The 24,120-nt window shown below is 44.2% G+C and carries 22 protein-coding genes and 3 tRNA genes; 11 read left to right on the top strand and 14 right to left on the bottom strand.

Annotation, left to right across the window (positions count from 1 at the left end; translation table 11 throughout):
* The first annotated feature begins 10 nt into the window (after positions 1 to 10).
* The 3 genes from ELZ11_RS02520 (at position 11) to ELZ11_RS02510 (ending at position 444) form a co-directional block, all read left to right on the top strand.
* Positions 11 to 95: transfer RNA gene (locus ELZ11_RS02520), tRNA-Tyr, on the top strand.
* Positions 96 to 184: 89 nt separating this feature from the next.
* Positions 185 to 269: transfer RNA gene (locus ELZ11_RS02515), tRNA-Tyr, on the top strand.
* 90 nt (positions 270 to 359) lie between these two features.
* Positions 360 to 444, top strand: a tRNA-Tyr gene (locus tag ELZ11_RS02510).
* A gap of 143 nt (positions 445 to 587) precedes the next feature.
* Here ELZ11_RS02510 and ELZ11_RS02505 read toward each other — a convergent pair.
* The 3 genes from ELZ11_RS02505 to ELZ11_RS02495 form a co-directional block, all read right to left on the bottom strand.
* Entirely contained in the window at positions 588 to 1,367 is a 780-nt protein-coding gene (locus tag ELZ11_RS02505; protein WP_137356248.1) for a helix-turn-helix transcriptional regulator, read from the bottom strand.
* 17 nt (positions 1,368 to 1,384) lie between these two features.
* Positions 1,385 to 1,918, bottom strand: coding sequence for a YbhB/YbcL family Raf kinase inhibitor-like protein (locus ELZ11_RS02500; protein ID WP_137355790.1), 534 nt, complete (start codon positions 1,916 to 1,918; stop codon positions 1,385 to 1,387).
* Between the two features lie 260 nt (positions 1,919 to 2,178).
* A complete protein-coding gene (locus ELZ11_RS02495; protein ID WP_137355789.1) occupies positions 2,179 to 3,081 on the bottom strand; it encodes a Tim44 domain-containing protein in 903 nt (300 codons plus the stop codon).
* Between the two features lie 202 nt (positions 3,082 to 3,283).
* Here ELZ11_RS02495 and ELZ11_RS02490 point away from each other — a divergent pair, with 202 nt between their 5' ends.
* The 3 genes from ELZ11_RS02490 to ELZ11_RS02480 all read left to right on the top strand — a co-directional run bounded on the left by ELZ11_RS02490 (position 3,284) and on the right by ELZ11_RS02480 (position 6,778).
* On the top strand, positions 3,284 to 3,880 hold the full coding sequence (locus tag ELZ11_RS02490) for a TetR/AcrR family transcriptional regulator (protein ID WP_137355788.1): 597 nt from the start codon (positions 3,284 to 3,286) through the stop codon (positions 3,878 to 3,880).
* A 10-nt stretch (positions 3,881 to 3,890) separates the two neighbouring features.
* On the top strand, positions 3,891 to 5,765 hold the full coding sequence (locus ELZ11_RS02485) for an MFS transporter (RefSeq protein WP_137355787.1): 1,875 nt from the start codon (positions 3,891 to 3,893) through the stop codon (positions 5,763 to 5,765).
* A 92-nt stretch (positions 5,766 to 5,857) separates the two neighbouring features.
* Positions 5,858 to 6,778, top strand: coding sequence for a YeiH family protein (locus tag ELZ11_RS02480; RefSeq protein ID WP_137355786.1), 921 nt, complete (start codon positions 5,858 to 5,860; stop codon positions 6,776 to 6,778).
* 7 nt (positions 6,779 to 6,785) lie between these two features.
* Here the strand turns inward: ELZ11_RS02480 and ELZ11_RS23720 are convergent, their stop codons facing one another.
* The gene (locus tag ELZ11_RS23720) at positions 6,786 to 6,956 is read right to left on the bottom strand and encodes a hypothetical protein (RefSeq protein ID WP_167494611.1); all 171 of its coding nucleotides are present in this window, start codon (positions 6,954 to 6,956) and stop codon (positions 6,786 to 6,788) included.
* Positions 6,957 to 7,066: 110 nt separating this feature from the next.
* Positions 7,067 to 7,948 (bottom strand): LysR substrate-binding domain-containing protein, encoded by an 882-nt coding sequence (locus tag ELZ11_RS02475; protein ID WP_137355785.1) that lies wholly within the window; start codon positions 7,946 to 7,948, stop codon positions 7,067 to 7,069.
* A 191-nt stretch (positions 7,949 to 8,139) separates the two neighbouring features.
* On the opposite strand from ELZ11_RS02475, the gene nagE reads away from it, so the two are divergent.
* Positions 8,140 to 9,585, top strand: coding sequence for an N-acetylglucosamine-specific PTS transporter subunit IIBC (nagE, locus tag ELZ11_RS02470; protein ID WP_208746685.1), 1,446 nt, complete (start codon positions 8,140 to 8,142; stop codon positions 9,583 to 9,585).
* A gap of 91 nt (positions 9,586 to 9,676) precedes the next feature.
* Here the strand turns inward: nagE and menE are convergent, their stop codons facing one another.
* From menE to ELZ11_RS02440, 6 genes are all read right to left on the bottom strand, one after another.
* Entirely contained in the window at positions 9,677 to 11,119 is a 1,443-nt protein-coding gene (gene menE / locus ELZ11_RS02465) for an o-succinylbenzoate--CoA ligase (protein WP_137355783.1), read from the bottom strand.
* A 55-nt stretch (positions 11,120 to 11,174) separates the two neighbouring features.
* Positions 11,175 to 12,164, bottom strand: coding sequence for an o-succinylbenzoate synthase (gene menC, locus ELZ11_RS02460; protein WP_137355782.1), 990 nt, complete (start codon positions 12,162 to 12,164; stop codon positions 11,175 to 11,177).
* A gap of 73 nt (positions 12,165 to 12,237) precedes the next feature.
* Positions 12,238 to 13,104 carry a 1,4-dihydroxy-2-naphthoyl-CoA synthase gene (menB, locus tag ELZ11_RS02455; protein ID WP_137355781.1) on the bottom strand — a complete coding sequence of 289 codons (867 nt, stop codon included), beginning with the start codon at positions 13,102 to 13,104 and terminating at the stop codon, positions 12,238 to 12,240.
* Between the two features lie 45 nt (positions 13,105 to 13,149).
* Positions 13,150 to 13,947 (bottom strand): 2-succinyl-6-hydroxy-2,4-cyclohexadiene-1-carboxylate synthase, encoded by a 798-nt coding sequence (menH, locus tag ELZ11_RS02450; RefSeq protein WP_137355780.1) that lies wholly within the window; start codon positions 13,945 to 13,947, stop codon positions 13,150 to 13,152.
* A gap of 9 nt (positions 13,948 to 13,956) precedes the next feature.
* Positions 13,957 to 15,681, bottom strand: a complete 1,725-nt coding sequence (gene menD, locus ELZ11_RS02445; RefSeq protein ID WP_137355779.1) for a 2-succinyl-5-enolpyruvyl-6-hydroxy-3-cyclohexene-1-carboxylic-acid synthase — start codon at positions 15,679 to 15,681, stop codon at positions 13,957 to 13,959.
* Entirely contained in the window at positions 15,678 to 16,985 is a 1,308-nt protein-coding gene (locus tag ELZ11_RS02440; RefSeq protein WP_137355778.1) for an isochorismate synthase, read from the bottom strand. Before ELZ11_RS02440 ends, menD begins: the two co-directional genes overlap by 4 nt.
* Before the next feature lie 218 nt (positions 16,986 to 17,203).
* On the opposite strand from ELZ11_RS02440, the gene ELZ11_RS02435 reads away from it, so the two are divergent.
* The 3 genes from ELZ11_RS02435 (at position 17,204) to ELZ11_RS02425 (ending at position 20,563) form a co-directional block, all read left to right on the top strand.
* A complete protein-coding gene (locus ELZ11_RS02435; protein WP_137355777.1) occupies positions 17,204 to 18,436 on the top strand; it encodes a pyridoxal phosphate-dependent aminotransferase in 1,233 nt (410 codons plus the stop codon).
* Positions 18,437 to 18,607: 171 nt separating this feature from the next.
* Positions 18,608 to 19,192, top strand: coding sequence for a 5'-deoxynucleotidase (yfbR, locus tag ELZ11_RS02430; RefSeq protein WP_137355776.1), 585 nt, complete (start codon positions 18,608 to 18,610; stop codon positions 19,190 to 19,192).
* A 48-nt stretch (positions 19,193 to 19,240) separates the two neighbouring features.
* Positions 19,241 to 20,563: an anti-phage deoxyguanosine triphosphatase gene (locus ELZ11_RS02425; protein WP_137355775.1), complete on the top strand. Its 1,323-nt coding sequence runs from the start codon at positions 19,241 to 19,243 to the stop codon at positions 20,561 to 20,563.
* Positions 20,564 to 20,571: 8 nt separating this feature from the next.
* Here the strand turns inward: ELZ11_RS02425 and ELZ11_RS02420 are convergent, their stop codons facing one another.
* A complete protein-coding gene (locus ELZ11_RS02420) occupies positions 20,572 to 21,171 on the bottom strand; it encodes a tRNA-uridine aminocarboxypropyltransferase (protein WP_137355774.1) in 600 nt (199 codons plus the stop codon).
* A 9-nt stretch (positions 21,172 to 21,180) separates the two neighbouring features.
* On the opposite strand from ELZ11_RS02420, the gene rrtA reads away from it, so the two are divergent.
* Positions 21,181 to 21,726 (top strand): rhombosortase, encoded by a 546-nt coding sequence (gene rrtA / locus ELZ11_RS02415; protein ID WP_137355773.1) that lies wholly within the window; start codon positions 21,181 to 21,183, stop codon positions 21,724 to 21,726.
* A gap of 96 nt (positions 21,727 to 21,822) precedes the next feature.
* Here the strand turns inward: rrtA and ELZ11_RS02410 are convergent, their stop codons facing one another.
* Both ELZ11_RS02410 and ppiD read right to left on the bottom strand, forming a co-directional pair.
* Positions 21,823 to 22,110 (bottom strand): ComEA family DNA-binding protein, encoded by a 288-nt coding sequence (locus ELZ11_RS02410; protein WP_374939802.1) that lies wholly within the window; start codon positions 22,108 to 22,110, stop codon positions 21,823 to 21,825.
* Positions 22,111 to 22,255: 145 nt separating this feature from the next.
* Complete coding sequence (gene ppiD / locus ELZ11_RS02405) at positions 22,256 to 24,115, bottom strand: peptidylprolyl isomerase (RefSeq protein ID WP_137355771.1); 1,860 nt, start codon at positions 24,113 to 24,115, stop codon at positions 22,256 to 22,258.
* Positions 24,116 to 24,120 lie beyond the last annotated feature (5 nt).

Raw genomic sequence — 24,120 nt, 5'->3', positions numbered from 1 at the left:
GAAAAACCCTGGAGGGGTTCCCGAGTGGCCAAAGGGAGCAGACTGTAAATCTGCCGGCTCCGCCTTCGATGGTTCGAATCCGTCCCCCTCCACCATATTCTCTCTTACTCAATAGAGTAATGAGAAACCTTGAGTGAATCGTTGGGAAAACTTCATTCAAGCCTATTTTAGATAGGAAAACCCTGGAGGGGTTCCCGAGTGGCCAAAGGGAGCAGACTGTAAATCTGCCGGCTCCGCCTTCGATGGTTCGAATCCGTCCCCCTCCACCATATTCTCTCTTACTCAATAGAGTAATGAGAAACCTTGAGTGAATCGTTGGGAAAACTTCATTCAAGCCTATTTTAGATAGGAAAACCCCTGGAGGGGTTCCCGAGTGGCCAAAGGGAGCAGACTGTAAATCTGCCGGCTCCGCCTTCGATGGTTCGAATCCGTCCCCCTCCACCATATTCTCCTTTTAGGGATCATCAAAAAGCCAACTCATTGAGTTGGCTTTTTCGTTTCAAATCAACGATTATCGCTTCAAACAATTTATCCCTCTTACGTACTCATGAAGCGCAGTAGTTCAAAGCAATCGTGCGTTCTCACTTCTAACCACTGAACGTTTGAATGTAATGCCTAGGGGTAACTCCAAACTTCCCTTTAAAGCGCAAACTAAAGCGTCCTTCTGATTGATAACCACATGATTTGGCAAGCGCAGCAACGTTATGACAGCCACTTTGCATCAGAGACAAAGCATGACTCAGCCGAACTTCCGCAAGTACTTCTCGATATTGAGTCCCTTCCTGCTTGAGTTTTCGAATCAATGTCGCTCGACTCATCGCAAATTGCCCAGCAGTCTCTTCCAACGGATGATCATCACTCGGTGATTTTGACAGATAATGACTCAACCTTTGGCTAAAAGTAATGTTGCTACTTGGAAACAAAAGATGCAGCACACCTCTTTCAGCTAAATTTTGATAGAGCCCTTTTAACCAGAAAACTTGAGTGTCTTTACTCATACTATCTAGGTTAAACGAAAGCAAAGCTTTGAGTATCTCATCGGTTGTATCGTCCTTGCTTACCAACAAAGTGCGTGTATCAGATGCATTGCTCAAACTTAATTCCAACATCGACTCACATGGAAAATAGTGAAAGCTAAACATCCTCGACATAAAACGTCCATTTTGCGGCAAGTTTTCAAACGTCAACGAAGCTGAAGCTTCACAAAGCAATAATTGGGATGATGAAAAGTCAATCGTCGACTCTCGCCAATAAAGTCGTTTACTGCCCGAAATGATCTGAATAATACTAGGAGAATGAATCCTCACATTACGCAGCTTCTGCAATTGTTCTGCTCGAAAAACATTCACTTGATACTGATGGTTCATCATTCTCCCTCTATTGGCTAACGTGTATAGGTCGCGGTTAAAGTCACTTTATCCAATGCTAGCTGATTCAAGGTAAAACCAACGACTGCTGCTGGCGTATTTTCTTCCAAGCCAAGTTTATCTGTAGGTAAAGCCCACAGTGTGAATTGATAGCGATGCATGCCGTCTCCTTTTGGAGGGCAGGCACCACCAAACCCGGTAGATCCATAATCGATGCGAGTCTCTTTTCCGCCAAGCTTTTTGATATCGACACCTCGCGGTAATGAGGCTGTGGATACCGGAATATCAAAGGCTATCCAGTGCCAAAAACCACTTTCTGTTGGGGCATCCGGATCGTAAGCAGTGATCGCATAACTTTTTGTTCCTTTTGGAGCATCGTTCCACATTAGCTGAGGAGACACATTTCCTCCCTCACAGCCCCACCCTGAGTATTCAAACGTTTTGGCCATCGGGTGGCCTTCCTGAATATCTTCACTATTCAGCTCTAAAGCTTGAGTAGAAAAAGTGATGCATGAACCTAAAAGTAAAACCGTCGGTCCTAGTGTTTTCATAATTGCGCTCCTGTTGTTAAGTTAAGAAAAGTATATTTCCTTCATCCACAACAAGCCGATCATTATGTATCACTTAATGACAAATATAGGCCATTAATGACACTTTTCGTTATTACCATGGTTACATTTGTTTCTAATCATTCCAATTATTTGTCATGATTCTATTTGAAGAAATAACAATCCTATAAATACAAAAACGCCTATCGAATACTCGATAGGCGTTTTATTTCAATGACTAAATTGAGCAGTGTAGTTGGTGATTAACCTTGAATACCAACAATCAACCAAGGAGCGTTAGGCTCTGTTAGGTCGCGCTCTAGGTGCCAGATATCTTCAATATCTTCTTCAACACCTTCAGCAGAATCGCGGTAACGACCACTAAACTGTAGGCTTAACTGAGCTTTATTCGCATCGTAGTCAGCACGTACAATTTCTGCATCAACGTACATTACGTCTGTGTGTTGCTCGCCTTCTAGCTTCGCACGCTCAGCTTTAAGATCTTCAAACAAGCTTGGAGAAACATACTCTTCAATGGTATTTAACTCGTTGTGGTTCCATGCACCTTGCAGTGTACGGTAGTGTTCACGAGAACCATTAATGAACGCAGCTTGATCAAACCCTGGTGGGTAGTTATGCGGGATATCGCTTTGTGCACCGAAACCACCAAAGCCGCCTGCACTACCAGATTGCTCAAAGTTATGAACATTCGCATTATTTGGCTGTTGAGGTTGCTCAAATTTGTTCTGGTTCATACCGCCAAAAGCAGGTTGTTGCTGCTGATGCTGATTCATTGAACCGTGCTTAGCCCCCAGCATTTTACGTAGGAACTTAAACGCTAAAAATGCAATCAGACCCATGATTAGAATATCCATAAACTGGATACCTTCAAATGCGCCACCGAAGAATGCAGCTAAAAGACCACCAGCAAGCAGACCACCAAGTAAGCCACCCATTAGGCCTTTCTTGCTAGAGCTTTGTGCGCCCGTTTTACCAGCTTGGTCTTGTTTGATTGTGTTGGTATTTTGATTCTGTTGTTTTGGAGCTGGAGCCGTTTTGAAACTTTTGCCAAAAGACTTACCACCACCAAACTTTTTCGCTTCCGCGATTGGTGTAACCGCAACTGATACCATCAGTATTGCGACTAGCGAGAAAAATCGTTTCATTGTTATCCTTTGTAGAGGTTGTTCTATGCGACCGTCTAATCATACTCGTTAACAATGAACAATGAAATATTCACATTGCATACACATGTATCAGAATATTGCTGATCCCATTCGATATAACACTCAATAACAAGTTAAGTAGTTGACGCTAATACACGTCAGGCTTAAAATATTGAACGATGTTCATTTATAAGAGTTACTCATGGCACGCAGAAACGATCATACACGAGAGCAATTAATTCAGCTTACTTTAGAAACGGTAAAAACGTTCTTAGATGAGCATTCCTACCATGAATTAAGCTTGCGAAAAGTTGCTAACATGATTGGCTATGTACCTAGTACCTTAGTAAACGTATTCGGCAACTACAACTTGCTGCTATTACACGCCGTAGCACAAACTCTCGATGAACTCTCTGAAGAAGCGGCAGCAGTAATGCACGAATCTTCTAACCCTAGAGAAGCTCTTTTCAATTTAGCTTATTGTTACCATGACTTCGCGCTGAAACACCCTCACCGATGGCAGCTAATCTTCGAACACAATATGAATGGCGAAACCCTACCAGAATGGCAAGCCAAACGTATCGACGGCATGACAGGCATGCTAGAAGGTTTATTATCAACGTTAGCTCCTGAACGTTCAGATTCAGATGTTCTGAAAGCAAGCCGCGTCTTATGGTCTGGGGTACACGGTATTACGTTACTGAGCGTAGACGACAAATTTTTCTCTTCTGAACCTATTGATGGTAAAGAACTGATCAATAATCTAATCTCAAGTTACTTAACCAATTGGTCTGCCTAAGGTAAAAATAATGTCGCACGACAGCCAAACCTCGCTGTTAACTCAAAAAAGGTTCCTCCCATATTTCATTACCCAGTTTTTTGGCGCCTTTAATGACAATATTTTCAAAAATGTCCTACTACTATTCGTCGCTTTCGCAAGCGTCGAATCGTTACCTATATCTAGCAACTTATTCATAAACCTCGCAGCAGGTTTATTCATTCTACCTTTCTTCTTGTTTTCGGCGACCGCTGGTGTTTTAGCTGATAAATACGAAAAGTCTTGGTTTATCCGCAAGGTCAAGTTAGTAGAAATTGCCATCATGTGCCTTGGCGCCATTGGGTTTATTTTTGAAAGCTATGGTGTGTTACTGCTTCTGTTATTCTTAATGGGGACGCAAAGTGCCTTTTTTGGGCCAGTAAAATACGCCCTGTTACCCCAGCAGTTAAAAGAAAAAGAGCTCGTTCCTGGTAACGCGTTAGTCGAAACGGGCACTTTCCTCGCGATTCTATTAGGTACACTAGGAGCTGGCTTTATCGCCTCTGCCGATAATGCAAAATACGTGGCTGCTGGCAGCGTGATCATTTTTGCAGTGCTAGGTTATTTATCTAGCCGTCATATCCCAAAGGCCGAAGCATGTGCGCCAAATATTAAAGTTAGCTGGCAACCTATTAAGCTAACTCGCAATACTCTAGCCATCGCGAAACAAGACAGAACGATTTTCCAAGCATTAATGGCGATAAGTTGGTTTTGGTTCTTAGGTGCCGCTTACCTTACCCAATTCCCAAACTTCACCAAATTGCACCTAAACGGTAGCGAAGGTGCTGTTTCTTTCTTACTCGCATTGTTTTCCATTGGTATCGCAGTGGGCTCTTTAGCGTGTGACAAGTTATCAAATCATAGAATTGAAATTGGTATCGTACCGATTGGTAGCTTAGGCATCTCTATCTTTGGTGGGCTCATGGCAATATCAATCCCTGAAGCGCTTCCACAATTCTCATCATTTCAAGAATTTGTCAGCTACTCTGAGCTATGGCCTCTGTTCACCTATTTACTATTGCTAGGGGCATCTGGTGGCGTTTTCATCGTGCCGCTCTATGCATTAATGCAACAAAGAGCCAAAGTGAATGAGCGCGCTCAGGTTATTGCAGCCCTAAATATCTACAACTCACTATTTATGGTAGGAAGCGCGATTTTAGGCATTGTATGCCTAACCGTGTTGGAGTTATCGATACCTCAGCTATTCCTTTTACTCGCGGTACTTAATGCTCTAGTTGTCGCTTACTTGTTTTATCAAGTTCCGATCTTTGCCGTGAGATTTTTAATGTGGGTTGTCACTCACACCATGTACCGAGTAACGCATAAAAACCTTCACCATTTACCCGAAAAAGGCGGTGCGCTGATCGTTTGTAATCACGTGAGCTACATGGATGCATTATTACTCAGTGCTGTTTGTCCTCGCTTGATTCGCTTTGTTATGGAAGAAGATTACGCAAACCTCCCCCCTCTCAGACGCTTCTTAAAACGAGCTGGAGTGATTCCAATTTCAGCGACCAATAGAAAGTCTATTCGCCGCGCATTCAACGACGTCGAACAAGCGCTTGAAGAAGGGCATATCGTTTGTATTTTCCCTGAAGGTAAACTCACATCTGACGGCGAAGTTGGCCCATTCATGCGTGGTATGGATATTATTATTCGCCGCTCGCCTGTTCCTGTGATCCCTATGTCACTTAAAGGTCTATGGGGTAGCTATTTCAGCCGTCATAAAGGCAAAGCCTGTAAAGGTTTACCGAGCCGATTTTGGACTAAGTTAGAAATTGAAGCCGGAGATCCAGTGCCTGCACATTTGGCATCTACAGAACTCATGCGGGAATCCGTAAAAGCGCTCCGTGGCGACATGCGTTAAATTTTTCTGAACGCATGTTCAAGTGATTTAGACTTACGGGCAACGTCGTTGCCTGTACACTATTAAGTATCTTTCAAATAACTAAAATAATAATGAATATCAAACAAACCGCGCCTTTTACTCTAGCTGCACTATTTTGCCTAACCCCTTGGGTAACGTCTCCTACGGCGCTGGTGATCGGTTTTCTATTAGCAAGTTTAGGGCTCGTTCCTAAAGAGCTCGCCATTGGTAAGCTCACTAAAAAGCTTTTGGCGTACTCTATTGTAGGCTTGGGCTTTGGTATTCAGTTTCAACAAGCATTATCGGTTACCAGTGATGGTATCGGCTTAATTATTACCACCATCATTGGAACCTTATGTTTCGGTTGGCTTCTCGCCAAACGAATGGGGCTAGACCGGACGACTGGCTATTTAATCTCTTCAGGAACCGCAATTTGCGGCGGTAGTGCGATTGCCGCCGTTGCTCCCGCGATAAAAGCCAATGATGAGCAAATCGGCCTGGCACTGGCCACCGTTTTTGTTCTTAATTCCATCGCACTGTTTGTGTTCCCAGTAATCGGTCACGCTTTAGAGCTCGACCAGCACACTTTTGGGACTTGGGCTGCGATTGCTATCCACGATACGTCTTCTGTAGTTGGCGCAGCTTCAGCCTACGGAGAAGAAGCACTGACAACGGCGACAACACTTAAGCTCGCTCGCGCTTTGTGGATTATTCCTATCGCTTTACTAAGTGCAGTGATTTTCAAAAGTGAAAGTAAAAAAACCTCTATTCCCTACTTCATCTTATTCTATTGCCTTGCGATATTTGTGAGTGATGCTCTGCCACAATTTGAAACGTTATACAGCGGAATTTTTAGCGTGTCTAAGCGAGCTTTAGTGGTGTGCTTATTCTTGATTGGGTGTGGGATTTCGATGGAGAAGTTGAAGCAGGCAGGGCCAAAACCCTTAATATTTGGTACTACTATGTGGCTGTTGATTTCTTCAGGCTCGCTAGCATGGTTGACGTTAAGTTAAGACCCAATTACGACTTGGTAGCGGCTTCAGCGATAGGCTTCGCCGCTTGTTTGTGATGAACAACAAGCGCTGCAACTAACAAGAATGCAGTAAGCTCAGCAAGCGAACGAGCCAGACCTTCACTCTGAATCGCCACTACGATTTGTATCACTACTGCTAGCACTAGCATCACTTTCATTGACAAGCCTGTTATTCTCTATTTCCTTATAATCAGGCTTTATTATGATTGATGGTTATAATAATTATAAATTCTGTTTTGAACTATTTAATTGCTAAATTAACTAACTACTACTCTAACTGCCCTTCAATCCAGTTAATGAAGGTTCGTATTTTCGGACGATTTTCCGTTCCCAGCGGGCATAACAAATCATAACCTGAGGTAGTTTCCATACTCGGGTACGGCGTGACGAGCTCTCCTGATTCAATCTGATCTTTCACGAAGTGATAGCGACCCATTGCGACGCCTAAGTCATGGCTCGCCCCCAAAAAGCCCATCTCTCGGTGGCTAACACAGTAGAAGTGTTTGAATATATTAACATCCAAGTTCATATGCGCCATCCAACGCTGCCACGCATCTGAGCCTAACGCATGAATAAAGTTGACTCGCTTTAATGACTCCAGTCCGTCTTCATAAATCCGTAATTGCTTGGCGTATTTTGGTGTACAGATTGGAATGTATTGCTCCCCAAACAAACGCTGACGATAAACATTGGTCTGCTGTTCGGTACCAAAGTAAACCGCGATGTCGATGTTATTATGATGAAACTCTTGCTGTTCCATATAACCAAATAGATTGACGTTAAAATTTGGATACTTCGCTTTAAAATCCGCCAATCTAGGTAACAGCCAACCGTTAGTAAAACCGGTCGAGGCAGCAATATTGATCTCCCCGGTCATTTCTGATGCGTTAATATCATCGATTTCCGAGAAGATGTTATGCAGCGACTTCGATAGCGTCGAGTGAAACCGGTATCCCTCACTGGTTAGCTCAAGCTTTCTGGTGCCTCTCACAAAAAGGCTAAACCCTAGCTCATTTTCCAAAACTTTAATCCGATGACTCACCGCCCCTTGCGTTAAATGCAGTTCCTGCGCCGCAAGCGTAAAGCTCATAGTTTTCGCTGCGACATTAAATGTATGCAGATTACGAAGTAACAATTGCTGATTAGCCATAACTCGGTATCCATTAAAAATTTTAATTCATAGTACTACCCATTTCGTTTGTTTGCACCGATAAATAAGTTTCTAATATGTACAGATTCTTAAATTGCTAGTGCGTTCTATCAATGACTAAGTATGAATGACACTAGCACATTAAAATAATTAATCGAATATTAGGGGTATACATGAATATACTTGGTTACATGCAGAAGGTGGGTAAAGCACTAATGGTGCCTGTTGCCACATTGCCTGCGGCAGCAATTCTAATGGGTGTCGGCTATTGGCTAGATCCAGTTGGTTGGGGTTCTGAAAGTATCCTTGCCGCTTTCTTAATTAAATCCGGTGCAGCAATCATCGATAATATGGCCGTTTTATTTGCGGTTGGTGTCGCATTTGGATTAAGCCGAGACAAAAATGGTTCAGCCGCATTGTCTGGCTTTGTCATGTTCCTTGTTGTAACGACACTACTGGCTCCGGGATCTGTTGCTCAACTTATCGGTGTTGAACAAAGTGAAGTACCTGCTGCATTTGGTAAGATCAGCAACCAATTCATCGGTATTATCATCGGTATTATTTCTGCTGAAATCTACAACCGCTACTCAACTGTAGAACTGCCTCAAGCACTCGCGTTCTTCAGCGGTAAGCGTCTAGTCCCTATCCTAACGTCAATTGCAGGTATGGCGTTGTCATTCGCTCTACTGTACGTATGGCCTGCTGTGTACGACGCACTTATTCAACTTGGTATTAAGCTAGAGAGCATGGGCGCAGTTGGTGCTGGCCTATTCGGTTTCTTTAACCGCTTATTCTTATCTGTGGGTATGCACCACGCGCTTTACCCTGTTTTCTGGTTTGACGTAGTGGGAATCAACGACATTCCGAACTTCTTAGGCGGCGCTCAATCTATCGCTAACGGTACTGGTATTCCTGGTAAAACAGGCATGTACCAAGCTGGATTCTTCCCAATCATGATGTTTGGTCTACCTGCTGCAGCACTTGCTATGTATCACTGCTCAGATGCAAAAAATAAGAACCAAGTCTTCGCAATCATGCTTGCGGCGGCAATGGCTTCTTTCTTCACGGGCATCACTGAGCCGCTAGAATTTAGCTTTATGTTCCTAGCGCCACTACTGTTCTTACTGCACGCGATTCTAACGGGCTTGTCTCTATACATTGCGGCAAGCATGGAATGGATGGCAGGCTTCGGCTTCTCGGCAGGCTTCGTTGACCTAGTACTATCTAGTCAGAATCCACTTGCTGTTAACTGGTACATGCTACTTGTTCAAGGTGTTGTGTTCTTCGCTCTATACTACGCGGTATTCCGCTTCGCGATTATCAAGTTCAACTTACGTACACCAGGACGTGGAGAAGAGATGGAAAGCGAGAAAGAGTCTGAGACGCCTGAAGCATTGACTAATTTAGCCAACAACTACATCGAAGCAGTTGGCGGTGCGGATAACATCCTAGAAGTCGATAACTGTATCACTCGCCTACGTTTGAGTGTGAAGGACTCTAGTGCCGCTGACAGTGAACAACTTAAGAAGCTCGGTGCCGCTGGTGTTGTACCAGTTGGTAAAGGCGGACTTCAAGTTATCATTGGATTAGGTAAAGTCGACAAAGTCGCTGAGCAAATGAAAAAAGCGCTCGCCTAAACAATAGCTAAGAATTTGTGATGGCTTCACCTCCATCACAACCCCCTGAAGCGCAATTACGCCTAGTCACCGTTTATTGCGCTTCACTTTTTTAACTTCTTTCCTGTTTCAGCCACGCTGCTAACCCTACTCTTGAAATCTTTATCCCTTGTAACTCAAGATCCGGCAGTTGATGATATTCGATAGGGTATTTATAGCGTTCAAGAACACCGTCCAATCGGCTATCAAACCAGACCTTGCTTGCAAGCTCATCGCATTCCACTATTGCAACAGGCCTAAAACCAAACTCTACATCCTCAACAGGAATGACAAACGCTTGTTTCACTTCCGAAATATTATTAAGTGCTCGCTCTATTTCTTCACAATGAATATTCTCACCGCCAGAAATAAACTGGTTGTCTGCGCGGCCAATGATTCGAAGCTGCTCTCCACTCCACGCACCGATATCTTTGCTATCAAACCACCCTTTAGCATCAGCGAGAGGCTTAAGTTCACCTTGATGGTAGTAGCCAGCCGCTAAAGTCTCTCCGCCAATAAAAATACGTTCATTTTCGATTTTTAATTGTCGATGTTTCAGCAAATGGCCGGCAGTCTCCTTATCGAAATCTAAGCCCGCATGCATAGCTGTGACTGTTGAGGCGGCTTCCGTCATCCCATAACCTAGCCAAGTTTCAACCCCCAAAGCTTGGGCTTGCTGAGTAAGCTCTGCTGGTATATGACTTCCCCCAAGAAGCACATGAGTCAGATCCAGCGCTCGATGATTTTCTAATAATCGATGTAGCTGAGTAGCCACTAGCGAAGCATGACTGCACCCTTGAATATCAATGTCTAGATTACCTGAGCCAATTTTTAAGCAACCACCAGCAAACAGCCAGCGATGCAAAATTGCTAAGCCGGATACATGGTACATAGGCAGACTTAATAGCCAAGTATCACCCTGATTGAAATGAAAAACTTCCAGCAAGCCATCTGCTGAAGATAGATGCTGTCGAAGAGTATGTGCCACGGCCTTAGGTGTCCCCGTAGACCCAGAAGTAAACACAATCGTTGCTAATGCATTAATGTAAAAAGCACGCGTTAAGGTGGAGTTTGCTATCGGCGCAAGCTCTGTGATTGAGACTTCTTCAAGGGTGGGAATAGACAAGATGGAAACATTTGGACGCGAGAAAACAACAGTGTCCGCGACATTACTATCCGGAAGCCACAGATACGCCTGCTCTTCTGACCGATAGAGCGTTTCCAATTTTTCTTCTAGCTTTGACACTGGTTGGGGCATCGTAAATGAACAAACCACTCCCAATGTTATCGCAGCGAGATACACAGGTACGGTTTCGGGCTGATTTTTACCAACAATGGTCAGCACATCTCCAGAGCTAAGCCCCCTTTCGCGCAGATAAGTCGCGTAGAGCTCGACTAAATCTGAAACTTGCTGCCAATTATAAGTGTGAGTCGGAGTAATAAATGCTGCTTGATGCGAGGACTGCTGCGCCCACTCAAGCCAAAGAGGTTGATTGTCAGAAAGTAAGCGCATTATCGATATGACCGAATTGATTTAAGTATTACGTAGGTTATCTAATAGGTTGGCGAATTTAAGCTGACCAAATGAGCTCTTGCTCTTCTAAGCTAGCAACAGGCAAAGAACTACCTGGCCAAGGCACATGCAGCTGTTGTTTGAACAAGCCGATCGTATCAAGCCCCGGTACTTCATTAGGTAACTTCCAATGAGCTAATCTAGCCAGTTGGTTTAAGCCAATACTACTTTCAATGCTCGAACTAATTACTGCTTGGATCCCTAGCTGCTCGGCTTTCTCAATCAAGGCGATACAGCGCTCTACCGATCCAATCAAAGTAGGCTTAATCACAATAGCTTTAGCGCCGGTTAAATCATCCAAAGAAAAGTCTGGGTGTTTGACTGCGTGCTGCAACGTTTCATCCCATGCGATAGCAACTCCAGTATCAATCGCAAACGAAAGACTGTCCCCTGGCTGTTGGCAAGGCTCTTCAAGAAAACTAATGCGCTGACGCAAAGACGGAGCCACATATTTAATAAACTGTTTCGCTTTTTCAGGCGTCCAAGCTCGGTTAGCGTCTAACCGCAATTGCAAGTCGGGTATCGATTCCAAAAATAGATTCACTAACATACCGTCACGGATCGCTTCATACAGCCCCACTTTCACCTTTGCGACTTTTTCACCAGCCATCTCATTCAACACAGGGAGCAAGTCATCTGGGTCGCCAGTACATAGTGGTGCGGCTTGATAATTGCCTTGCGCTGGTAACTGGTTACTCAGCTCCAGCTGCGCCATAGACAGGCCAAATGCTACCGATGGAAACAGCTCATCATTCTCCGTTAAAGGCTTGTGGTTCACCCAAAGTTCTAACTCAGCTTGGAGTTGCACACCGGCTTCTTCCACACTTTCTATACTGAATCCGGGTAGTGGAGCAACCTCACCAAAGCTCGACCTATTACCCTCTATTAACTCTATAACGTAACCCACTCGCTCATTTAACTTGGTCTCACGAAGAATGACTCCGCTGTCCATCGGTAGTCGGTAACGGTACAGTTTGGCTTGGCGCATAGTTATAACCTTGTGGCTGACAAATGAGAAGGAGTTGCTCAGAGCAACTCCAAAAGGTAAGCATAGAAAAGTATTAAGGGTTACGCGGAAATTTATCGAAATCTGGGCGACGCTTCTCATTGAATGCGTTACGTCCTTCTTGCCCTTCTTCTGTCATGTAGAACATCATCGTCGCGTTACCAGCCAATTCTTGTAAACCGGCTTGACCATCACAGTCCGCATTCAGTGCCGCTTTCAAACAACGTAATGCCATAGGGCTGTGTTGAAGTACTTCACGACACCAACGTACCGTTTCTTTTTCTAGGTCATCGACAGGCACCACAGTATTCACTAAGCCCATGTCGAGTGCTTCTTGTGCATCATAAAAACGGCAGAGGAACCAAATTTCGCGGGCTTTCTTCTGGCCTACAATTCGAGCCATGTAAGATGCGCCCCATCCACCATCAAAAGACCCTACTTTAGGGCCTGTTTGGCCAAACTGGGCGTTTTCGGCAGCGATGGTTAAGTCAGCCATCATATGGAGTACGTGACCACCACCAACAGCCCAGCCTGATACCGCAGCGATAACTGGCTTAGGACATGTGCGGATCTGACGTTGGAAATCCAGCACGTTAAGATGATGCGTACCTGAATCATCCTGATAGCCACCGTAATCACCACGAATACTTTGGTCACCGCCAGAACAAAATGCCTTCTCACCTAGGCCTGTCAAAATAATCACACCAACCTTCTCATCGTAACGAGCGTCAGCCAATGCACTGATCATTTCTTTTACGGTTTGAGGACGGAAAGCATTATGAACTTGTGGACGAGCGATGGTGATCTTTGCGATACCATCTTCAGACTTATGGTATTGAATGTCTTCGTAACTGCTAGTGCAATCTGTCCAATGGACGGCTGCGTATAGTTCTTCTTCGGTGATGCCAACTGTTTTTGCCATGGTGATTCCCATTGTTCTTTAGGTTAACCATGGCGCACACCATGGCTAAACGTTACTTTGTTGCTTTATCACATCGCTAAATTGCTCAGGTTGTTCGAAATGAACGTTATGGCCTGCGAAATCAATTTGGCTAAATTCAAAACCGCTCTGCGTTGCTAGATCTATGAATTTTCGATCTTTTTTTCCACAGACGTAGTGAATCAGATGTTGATAAGCGTTCAATGTAGCACGCAAATCTGGTTGTTTTGCTAACGATGTAGATAACAACATATTTGCTACGGATACACCAAGGTTACCATTACGCTTTAATACCAAAGTTTGTCTTTGCTCATGGTTTAGTGAAGAAAAAACACTTTGTTGATACCAATCGGATAAAACTTCTTCAATTGGTTGCTGTGCAAAGCGAATCGCCCACTTTGTATCATTCACCAAACGTGATGCTTTTTCCTCATCTGTTTCTAAGCCGAAATTACCACCTTCCACTATGAGTTTTACGATATTAAATGGAGCGAGGATCCCCTCCGCTAATGCGTACATCGCAAGCCGTCCCCCAAGCGAATACCCGATAAGTACTACAGGGTGATCCGATGCCAAATTCATTTTATCCATTTGTTCAGAAATGGTACGCCCGATCATTTGGCAACTTTCATCAAAACCTTCGGTATCTACAAAGCGACTTTCACCATGACCCGGCAGATCGATCATCAACTTAGGAAATGTAGGTAATAGTTCAGCGCATTCCTTCCAGTCTTCCCCACTGCCGAGCAAACCATGAAGAAACACTAGTAGAGGTAAATCGGTAGGCGCGTTAGGTGTTGCTGGCTGTTGGACTGCTGAAAGCATACTGACTCCTTAATTGAGCGTTTCGCGTAGCAAGTTCATGAACTGAGTGAGCTGCGTTGAAGCTTGTTCGGGGGGCGTTTTAACTTCAACCAGCAAAGCTCCGCTACCATGGTTAAAGTGGTGTTCTATCTGAGATTGATAACTAGGCAAAGTTTCTGGTTGGCAATATTTCAATCCAAATTGAGCTGCAGCATGTCTAAACTCAAAACCATGAGGTAATTGATATAAGCTCTGTTTTTGTTGTTCTGGGACTGGTAATAGGTCGAAAATTGCCCCACCATCGTTATTGGTAACGACGATGACAACTGGAGTAATTTGGCGACTGAATAAAGCCAAAGAATTTAGGTCATACAGCAGCGAAGTATCACCAATCAACATCAATGTTGGCGTTTGAGTATGACTGACTACACCTGCCGCTGTGGCTACTAACCCATCGATGCCAGAAGCTCCCCTGTTACTAAAAACCTGACTGCCATCCAACGCTGAAAACATATCCGCTAAACGAACAATCAAGCTATTGCCAATAAATACATGCTTTTGATTAACTCTAGCAGACAAATCCATAGCCACCGCTAACTCAGTTAAAGATTCGTTGGCGGTCAATTGTGCTTGTGCCAATTCTGTAACGCTGTTCGCATATTCAATCAACGGATCTGCCCAACCATAATTTTGAGCTAAAAGCGTTGGCGTAGGGTGCTGAAAAATAAACTGTTCAATTGACGTCACTAAATGCGTTTGGCTTAAGTGAGACTGGTTGATTCGATGATGGTCGGAAGAAACTACTACATATTGGCTGGGGGAAGTATGCTTACACTGCCTTGAAATCCAGTGATTAAGTCGTTTGGATACAAGGCGTTCGCCAAACTGAATAATAAAATCACAGTCTGTTAATTGCAGCTGTGCGCCATCTAACTGCATCCACAGATCATAATGAGCCCAAGCGCTTGAAGCTCCAGATTGCGGATCACAGAATACTGGCCAGCCAAGTTGCTTAGACCACTCCAATATCTTCTGCGAGTCCGCTAGCTCAAGCGAACCAATAACGACAGCTCCTTTCCTAGCCAAATACTCAGCGGGTAGCTGCGTAGAGAGTTTCTCAGGTTCCCCATTCAACTGCAGCGAATAAATACTGTTACTGTCTCGCCATTTGCTAATCGCACTCGTGTAGTCGGAAAATGTTGCTTTATCGCCATCCGAGTACAAAGGTTCTGGAAACGGACAATTCACGTGTATCACACCACCCGCTCGACTTTGTTTTTGAATAACGTGGTCGATGGAGCTTAATAGCCAATTCAGCGGAACGGATTGGCTAGGGCTTGGAAGGTTTAATGACTCTGTGACATGGGATGAAAAGATCCCCTGTTGTTGAATAGCTTGGTTTGCACCGCAACCAATGAGCTCAATGGGCCGATCAGAGGTCAACACAATCAGCTTTTCGCGAGTTAAACCCGCTTCGACAATCGCAGGTAATAAATTTGCCACTGCGGTACCGGAAGTAACGATAACGGCTACCGGATTTTGGCTCGCTTTGGCAAGCCCAAGCGCGTAAAAACCAAGCCCACGCTCATCAAAATGACTATGCAAGTTTAGTTTAGGGTTCGCGTCGGCTTCTAACGTTAATGGCGTAGAACGGGAGCCTGGCGCGATACACACATCCTCGACACCTAACCTTACTAGTTCTTCTAATAGCGTCTCGCTCCAGATTCGATTTAGAACCGCTTGTTCTACACTCATGATGCTACCCCTAACGGAGGGTGATCAGATATTAGGCTCAATAAAGTCGACATTTTCTTATTCAGCTCTTGCCATTCCAATTCCGCCTCCGATCCTGGAACGATCCCAGCCCCTGCAAATAGCTGTACTTGATCATTGACAATCAAGGCACTACGAATCGCTACACAGAACTCTGCTCGCTGATGGCTAATAAAGCCAACCGACCCGGCATACCAACCTCTTGCAAAGGGTTCATGCTTAGCAATAAAGCCCATGGACTCTTTACGTGGTAAACCAGCAACCGCCGCCGTTGGTTGCAATGCGGCCAACAACTGCACGCCGTTAATTCCCGGTTTAAGCTCAGCATGAATGCTGCGTTTCAAATGCTGAACCTTTCTTAAGCGGACTAAACGCGCCTCTTCTTCAACTTCAACATGGTTTGAATGCGGAGTTAAACGTTCAATGATATCGTCAACCACATACTGGTTCTCGTTGAGGTTTTTTGCATCTTGAGACAGCCAATTTGCCAGCTCCATATCTTGGGTGGCATTTACACCTCGACCAATCGTGCCAGCAAGCGCTTCAGTGTGAAGCTCAACGCCATGGCGACTGTATAGGCGCTCGGGGGTGGAGCCGATAAAGCTATGCTTAGAATCCAGCACCAACATAAAATGGAAACTATTGTGATTCGATAGATAACTTGCACGTAGTAACTGAGCTGCATGAATTGGGGTATCAAGAGTGAGGGTTGTTTTACGGGCCAATACAACCTTTTTAAAATCCTCAGCTTCTATCCCACTTAAGACTTTTCCGACTAACGAACCCCACTCATCACGCTTTGGTACATGTTCAATATGCTTGATGTGAGCAGACAAAGGCGCAAGTGTGGAAGAATCAATCTTTAAACGTCGAAGTGCAGCAATTTCGTTGTGCTTATTTTGACTCAAATTAACTGCTATCGACCATTGCTGGTCAAAACGAATCAACTCAATTTGTGGCAGGAAGAAAAACGAAGACATACAACGCTTATTCTTATCAGTATTACCATCGAATGAGCGCCCTCCCCAGATCCTTTGGTCGTCACCTAAAATCGCGTAGGCTGGTGCCGGATCAGTAAAAGTATGGATCTTACCAATGGCGACGACCTCTTCACGAGTATCACGCGATTGCCAATAAAACTTAGGAAACATAGGTTGTGCATGCAACCATTCAATCAACGCGAATGATGGAGCTTTCTCCAAATTTTCGACACAACGAACTTCGCCAGATTGGGCTGCTTTTACCCGTTCAATTAACGCAGAAATAGCTTGCTGAAAATGTGACAAATCGACCTCGTCCACATCAAATTTATTATTATATTAATTGGATACTCTATGGACTGACCTTATTCAGATCAAGAATGTATAAAATGTTTTGCACATTCATGTGATTTAAAGCGAACAAAGCTTATCCGTTAATTAGACAAATCACAGATTTTTATTCTATCAAACTGCAATTTAGGGTACTTTAATAAAGTATTTAAATTATTTTCAGGAAATCGGCAATGCAAAATATCGGGATGTCGTCAAAACTCAACAGCGTATGCTATGAAATCAGGGGACCTGTACTCAAACATGCTAAGCGTATGGAAGAAGAAGGGCATAAAATACTAAAGCTTAATATTGGTAACCCCGCCCCATTTGGTTTTGACGCCCCTGATGAAATCCTTGTTGATGTAATCCGTAACCTGCCGACATCTCAAGGTTACTGCGACTCAAAAGGCATCTACTCAGCCCGTAAAGCGGTTGTTCAGCACTACCAGAAAAAAGGCCTACGTAATCTTGACGTAGAAGACGTTTACATTGGTAACGGTGCTTCTGAGCTTATCGTTATGTCTATGCAAGCGCTACTGGATAATGGTGATGAAATCTTAGTTCCCGCTCCAGACTACCCGCTATGGACAGCGTCTGTTGCGCTTTCAGGTGGTACTCCAGTTCACTACATGTGTGATGAAGATGCAGACTGGTACCCAGATCTGGATGACATGCGTGCAAAGATCTCACCGAAGACTCGCGGCATTGTTCTTATCAACCCGAATAACCCTACAGGTGCGGTTTACAGCCGCGACTTCCTATTGCAAGTCGTTGAGATTGCGCGTGAGCACGGTTTGATCATCTTCGCTGATGAGATTTACGACAAAGTCCTATACGACGGTGCAGTACACACCTCTGTCGCAACGCTGGCTGAAGACGTACTGATGGTAACATTCAACGGTCTGTCTAAGGCTTACCGTGTTTGTGGTTTCCGCGGTGGTTGGATGTTCTTAACGGGCCCTAAACACTTAGCCAAAGGCTATGTCGAAGGGTTAGAGATGCTGGCCTCTATGCGTTTGTGTGCCAACGTACCAATGCAGCATGCTATCCAAACAGCATTAGGTGGCTATCAGAGTATCAATGAACTGATTCTTCCTGGCGGACGACTGCTTGAGCAACGTGATCGAGCATGGGAACTGATTAACAAAATCCCAGGTGTTTCTTGTGTGAAGCCAAAGGGCGCGATGTACCTATTCCCGAAGATCGATACCGAGATGTACAACATCAAAGACGATCAGAAGTTCGTACTCGATTTCCTAAAACAAGAAAAAGTACTACTGGTACAAGGTACTGGTTTCAACTGGCCTAAGCCTGACCACTTCCGTATTGTGACTTTGCCACATATTGAAGATCTTGAAGTAGCGATTGGTCGACTAGAACGCTTCTTGCAGACCTACAACCAAGACGACCTCGTCGACGGTTAATGTACACAAAGAAATATGGCTACAATTTGCTGTTTTAAAAGGCTTTAACTTGTATTCATTCACTTCTATGCTTAAAAGGCTCCGGTTTAGGAGCCTTTTTTGTATCCGCTGTCTCGCGCAGTTTGTGACAAGCACAAGGCACGAGTCGAGCACTGTTTAAAAAGGACACTTATGAAACAGAGCCATTTCTTCGCCCACCTCGCACGCATGAAACTCATCCAGCGCTGGCCTCTGATGCGCTCGGTCTCAAGCGAGAATATTTCAGAACACAGCTTACAGGTCGCTTTTGTCGCCCACGCATTAGCACTTATCAAAAACAAAAAGTTTGAAGGGCAACTCAACCCAGAACACATTGCCCTACTCGGGATGTACCACGACACCAGTGAAGTCCTCACAGGCGATCTGCCTACGCCCGTCAAATACTACAATGCTGAAATCGCAACTGAATATAAAAAAATTGAAGCCGCTGCCGAAAAGCGATTGTTATCCATGTTACCTGAAGAATTCCAAGAGGATTTTGAACCTTTCTTAATTTCCGGCCGCTGTAATCAAGATGAACAGAATATTGTGAAACAGGCTGACTCTATCTGCGCCTATTTAAAATGCTTAGAAGAATTGAGCGCGGGTAACCATGAGTACGAGCAAGCCAAACGCAGACTAGAAGAAACACTCCAGCAGCGTAAAACACCGGAAATGGAATACTTTCTTACGACATTTGCTCCGAGCTTTGAATTATCACTAGACGAGATCAGCTAAAGCAGTAAACTTTGAACGATAAATAAAATCAAAAAGATAGGTGTGCACTTGGAATTTTCATTAAGCCCAGAATGGGAACATCGCAATGATGACGAACACAAAATAAGACGTGATGATCACCGTAGCCCATATCAACGCGATCGAGCGCGCGTGCTTCATTCTGCCGCTTTCCGTCGACTGCAAGCAAAAACCCAAGTACATGGCACTAGTATTAACGATTTCCACCGCACTCGCCTTACTCACTCATTAGAAGCAGCCCAACTAGGCACAGGCATCGTTGCTCAAATTAAGAAAAAACAGCCCGAGTATCGTGAGCTGCTTCCCTCAGATAGCCTAATTGATTCCCTCTGTCTTGCTCATGATATTGGCCACCCACCATATGGTCATGGTGGGGAAGTCGCACTCAACTACATGATGCGCGACCATGGCGGTTTCGAAGGTAATGCTCAGACTTTCCGCATTCTCACTCGCCTAGAACCTTATACTGAGCACCACGGTATGAACCTTGCGCGCAGAACGTTATTAGGCTTGATCAAGTACCCCGCTTTGCTTAGCCGCACCAGTGCGAAAATCCAAGCCGAACCGGTAAAACACCAACGCCAGTTACGAGCAAAAGATTGGATGCCGGCCAAAGGTATTTATGATCATGATTTAGAACTATTTGACTGGGTCGTCTCACCCCTTTCCCAACTAGATAGAGAACTATTTGGACAACTTCGTCATCAGCAACTTGCCGATACCGAACACAACAAAACACAATTTAAGTCAATCGATTGCTCAATTATGGAATTAGCGGACGATATTGCCTACGGCGTCCATGATCTAGAAGATGCGATCGTCTTAGGGATGGTCACACGCGCTCAATGGAAAACGGCAGAATCTGAATTACAGCAAGCCAACGACCCTTGGTTTAACAAAAATCTGAGTTCAATTAGCGAGATGTTGTTCTCGGGTGAGCATTACCATCGTAAAGATGCGATTGGCGGAATAGTCAATGCGCTGCTAACCAGCATTTCAATCAAAACGGTTTCTGCGCCATTTGAAAGCCCACTTCTGGCATTTAATGCTTACCTTGAGCCAACTATGGAAAAAGCGCTTAGCGCACTCAAACGCTTTGTCAGCCAGTATGTAATTCAAGTCCCGCAAGTACAAATTATTGAGTACAAAGGCCAGCAAATCATCATGGATATGTTCGAGGCCCTTAGTGCCGATCCGGAGCGGTTATTGCCTACACAAGTAAAGCAAGATTGGTTATTAGAAGAAGATGAAGCGAAGAAGATGCGAGTCATTGCAGACTACATTTCGTCAATGACCGATGACTTTGCCCAGCGACTTCACCAGCAGTTATTCTCGGCCCATACTGGGTTTTAAGAGACAAATTACGCCAAGTAGTTTTTCTCGAATACCCCAGGCGGCATTTGGTCGATTTGAAATTGAATCATTTTATCAAATGCCGTCATCAATGGGCTGTAGTCTTCCCCCTGCTCAAATGCGCTCAATAAGTGAAAGCCAGCTTCAACCGTCGATAAACTATTTTCTGAAGGTGCCTTTCGAATTCGGTAATTACCTTTAAGATCTTTTGGTAAATGTAGTGTAGGTAAGTGATGCAGATTGCTCGACACTTGCCAAATTTTAAACGCCTTTTTCCAAGTACCATCTAACAATATCACACGCACTTTCTTTTTGGCCTCACACGCAGCTTCAATTCCCTGTGAACTATCACTCGGATAAAGAACAAAATGCTCAACATGCTCCTCACTTAACAGACGATTAAGTTCCAAGTGTTCACTAAAGTCTTCACCTACAAAGGTGACACAATTAGCTAAGGACAAAGCAAGAATCTTTGCTGTTCCCATTGGGCGGTGCTCTTCTGAAGGATGCTGAAGAATGATAAGCTCAACTTCTGATTTCAGTGGCGTGATCCACTGACAAATACATGCTTTGTTCGCTTTCGCACATTGGGGACAATATCGAGACATGGAGTTTACGTGTACCTTGTTCTAGTTCTAACCACAGTCATCTGCGTTATTTTTCAAATCGACTCAGTGCAGCAAATAATGCAATGGGATATTCATGCGCTTGCTTCTGGTCAATGGTGGCGAATCCTAACAGGAAATTTCACCCATACCAACATTTGGCATCTTTTGATGAATCTAGCTGGTTTGTGGGTTATTAGCTACTTATTCACTCCATCAAAAAAGCAGCTGTTAGTTACACTCATCACTATTAGTGCTCTCGTAGGTATCGGACTATTGTGGTCTAGTATCCAAATTTACGTCGGGTTATCTGGAACCTTACATGGGCTATTTGGCTACTTCGCTCTAAATGAAGCGTTAAGAGGAAGAAAGTCTAGTTGGCTCCTGGTATTAGGATTAATACTTAAAGTGGGCTGGGAGCAGTTCTACGGTGCTTCAGAGAGTACTAGCGCTATGATTGCCGCTAGAGTCGCGATAGAGGCTCATTTAGTGGGCGGATTCGCAGGACTAACTGGTGCGCTATCAATGTATTTTTACGATAAGTCAGATGCTAAATAATCAGACGACTGTCTTACTTGTGCGCATGTGTCTTAAAAAGAAGTACCTTTTCAACATTGAGAAGGTACCAAAATCTAGGTCAAGTAACAGGTTTATTTAAAGTTCAATTCTCTTGCGATTCTTCTCCACCGTCGCTGCTCCAATCCCCTTAACGTTAGCTAATTCGTTTGCATCCGAAAAACTGCCGTTACTTTCTCTATATTGCACTATTTGCTGCGCTTTCTTTTCACCAACACCGAGCAACATAATAGCTAGCTCTTCTGCTGGTGCGGTATTAATGTTGACCGTAATTTCGATCCCTTCGTATTTTTCAGCTCGCGTAGGATTATCTGCCGCTTGCGCGGGTAACAACCAACCTATGCTCAATACGAATCCAAGTAACATTTGTGTCAATTTCATTATGCTCTCCTTATCGTTAAGAAAAACAGAGTAATAACTGATCTATCCAATCAACATAGAATTACGCACAAAATAAAACGGGCCACCTAAGTGACCCGTTTAATGTTACATATCAATTGCGGCAGTGTGTTTACTGACTCACAACGTAGTACTCGATATCCGCATTATTACGCAGAACAGTTAATACGTTAGATAAATCTTGTTGGTTACCAACACGTTCTAGCTGCGCACCAATTTGCTCACTATAAGCAGGTTCGATCTTAGCTTCAACTTTCGATAGCTCAACGACAACGATGTTGCCTTGCGCATCTTTTGATTGGCCATAAACCGCTTTACCTTCTTCAGGTTTAGCAAAAGCAAACACTGTAGCGGCTAAAGGAGAGCTACGATCAATAGTCTCTAATTCGCCAAACGCTAGGCTCTTATCAGCTAGAATCTGTTCGTTACCTTCTTCAAGTGAAGCAACTAAAGATTCACCAAGCTCAATCGCTTGTTGCTCAGCTTTAACTTGAGATAGAGACGCCACAACTTGCTCTTTCACTTCTGATAGTGGAAGTACCATTTCATCACGAGCATCTTCAACACGAACAACGATCACATGCTCTGGAGCAACTTCAATAACTTCAGAATTAAGACCATCTTCTTTCACTTCAGGGCTCAAGATTGCTTGAATCACTGCAGGTGTTTTCAGAATTGATGGTGCATCAACTTGTGAAATGAAATCTGTTGTTTGAATCTTAGCGTTGATTGCTTGCGCTGAATCATCAAGTGAATCAGGGAATTCGAAAGCAACCGTTTCTAGCTCATTTTGTAGCTCGTAGAATTGGTCTACAGCGTATTGGTCCACAAGCTCTTGCTTAATCTCTGCAGCGACTTCAGATAGCGGTTGAGCTTCTGACGCTTTTAATTCTTCAAGCTTAATAATGTGGTAACCAAACTCAGACTTAACTAGACCCGTTGTATCCCCTGCTTTTTCTAAAGCGAATGCCGCTTCTTCGAATGCAGGATCCATCACATCACGCTCAATCCAACCTAAATCACCACCAAGATCTGCGCTTCCAAAGTCGTCTGACTTTTCTTCAGCTAGAGTTGCGAAATCAGCACCAGCATTCAGCTCGTCAAGAATAGACTGAGCTTTCGCTTCGTCATCGCCTTGCACTAAAATATGGCTAACTTTACGCTGTTCTTCAGAAGAGTACTTATCTAAGTGTTCTTGGTAGTATTGCTCTACAGCTTCATCTGAAATTTGAGCATCAGCTCTTAATTGCTCAGCAGAAAGCTCAATGTAAGCTACTTTTACTTGCTCTGGGCGAGTGTAGCTTGCAGGATTTTGCTTGTAGTACTGCTCAATTTCTTCATCTGTCAGTTCAATGCCTTTCGCAAGCTCATTTACCGACAATGTAATAGAACGAATGTCACGAGTCTGAGCAATAAGTTTGCTCTGCGCATCGATCTCACCTTGTAGCACAAAGTCACTTGTTTGAAGTGCCGTTACTAGTTGGTTACGAACTAAATCACGACGCATATACTCAGCAAAGCTTTCAGCACTGAAGCCTGCACGACGGAGTGCTGCTTGGTAAATTTCTTGGTCAAACTTGCCGTCGTTTTGGAACTGCGGCATCTCAAGAATCATAGTGCGGATTTGAGCGTCACTGATACGAAGGCCTAAAGACTCTGCATGTTGCTCAAGAAGTAGATCGTTAATCAAACGGTCTAGAACTGAGCGACGGAAAGACTCAACGTAAGCTGGATCTGAAAGCATTTGTGAGAAGTAATCACCTAGCTGAGATTGCATACGATTACGTTCATTTTGGTAAGCTTGTTCGAACTCACCACGACCGATTTCAGTGTTGCCTACTTTCGCCGCAGCGTTGCTACCACCACCAGTGATGTAACTACCAACGCCCGCGAAAACAAATGAAAGGATAATCAATCCAAGGATAATTTTTACCGCGATGCTATTCACGCCTTCGCGTAACCGTTCCATCATAATTT

It is taken from the genome of Vibrio profundi, from assembly GCF_005281835.1.
GTDB lineage: Bacteria > Pseudomonadota > Gammaproteobacteria > Enterobacterales > Vibrionaceae > Vibrio > Vibrio profundi.
The sequence above is the reverse complement of the archived record's forward strand: the minus strand, read 5'-3'. Positions and strand labels throughout refer to the sequence as shown.

What these genes read in the sequence shown, in the direction of transcription:
- menD (WP_137355779.1), bottom strand. Translation starts at nt 15,681, where the DNA reads ATGAGTGTAGAACAAGCGGTTCTAAATCGAATCTGGAGCGAGACGCTA.
- ELZ11_RS02500 (WP_137355790.1), bottom strand. Translation starts at nt 1,918, where the DNA reads ATGAAAACACTAGGACCGACGGTTTTACTTTTAGGTTCATGCATCACT.
- ppiD (WP_137355771.1), bottom strand. Translation starts at nt 24,115, where the DNA reads ATGATGGAACGGTTACGCGAAGGCGTGAATAGCATCGCGGTAAAAATT.
- ELZ11_RS02490 (WP_137355788.1), top strand. Translation starts at nt 3,284, where the DNA reads ATGGCACGCAGAAACGATCATACACGAGAGCAATTAATTCAGCTTACT.
- menC (WP_137355782.1), bottom strand. Translation starts at nt 12,164, where the DNA reads ATGCGCCAAGCCAAACTGTACCGTTACCGACTACCGATGGACAGCGGA.
- nagE (WP_208746685.1), top strand. Translation starts at nt 8,140, where the DNA reads ATGCAGAAGGTGGGTAAAGCACTAATGGTGCCTGTTGCCACATTGCCT.
- ELZ11_RS02410 (WP_374939802.1), bottom strand. Translation starts at nt 22,110, where the DNA reads ATGTTACTTGGATTCGTATTGAGCATAGGTTGGTTGTTACCCGCGCAA.
- ELZ11_RS02485 (WP_137355787.1), top strand. Translation starts at nt 3,891, where the DNA reads ATGTCGCACGACAGCCAAACCTCGCTGTTAACTCAAAAAAGGTTCCTC.
- ELZ11_RS02495 (WP_137355789.1), bottom strand. Translation starts at nt 3,081, where the DNA reads ATGAAACGATTTTTCTCGCTAGTCGCAATACTGATGGTATCAGTTGCG.
- ELZ11_RS02475 (WP_137355785.1), bottom strand. Translation starts at nt 7,948, where the DNA reads ATGGCTAATCAGCAATTGTTACTTCGTAATCTGCATACATTTAATGTC.
- ELZ11_RS23720 (WP_167494611.1), bottom strand. Translation starts at nt 6,956, where the DNA reads ATGAAAGTGATGCTAGTGCTAGCAGTAGTGATACAAATCGTAGTGGCG.
- ELZ11_RS02435 (WP_137355777.1), top strand. Translation starts at nt 17,204, where the DNA reads ATGCAAAATATCGGGATGTCGTCAAAACTCAACAGCGTATGCTATGAA.
- ELZ11_RS02420 (WP_137355774.1), bottom strand. Translation starts at nt 21,171, where the DNA reads ATGTCTCGATATTGTCCCCAATGTGCGAAAGCGAACAAAGCATGTATT.
- yfbR (WP_137355776.1), top strand. Translation starts at nt 18,608, where the DNA reads ATGAAACAGAGCCATTTCTTCGCCCACCTCGCACGCATGAAACTCATC.
- menB (WP_137355781.1), bottom strand. Translation starts at nt 13,104, where the DNA reads ATGGCAAAAACAGTTGGCATCACCGAAGAAGAACTATACGCAGCCGTC.
- ELZ11_RS02480 (WP_137355786.1), top strand. Translation starts at nt 5,858, where the DNA reads ATGAATATCAAACAAACCGCGCCTTTTACTCTAGCTGCACTATTTTGC.
- ELZ11_RS02505 (WP_137356248.1), bottom strand. Translation starts at nt 1,367, where the DNA reads ATGAACCATCAGTATCAAGTGAATGTTTTTCGAGCAGAACAATTGCAG.
- menH (WP_137355780.1), bottom strand. Translation starts at nt 13,947, where the DNA reads ATGCTTTCAGCAGTCCAACAGCCAGCAACACCTAACGCGCCTACCGAT.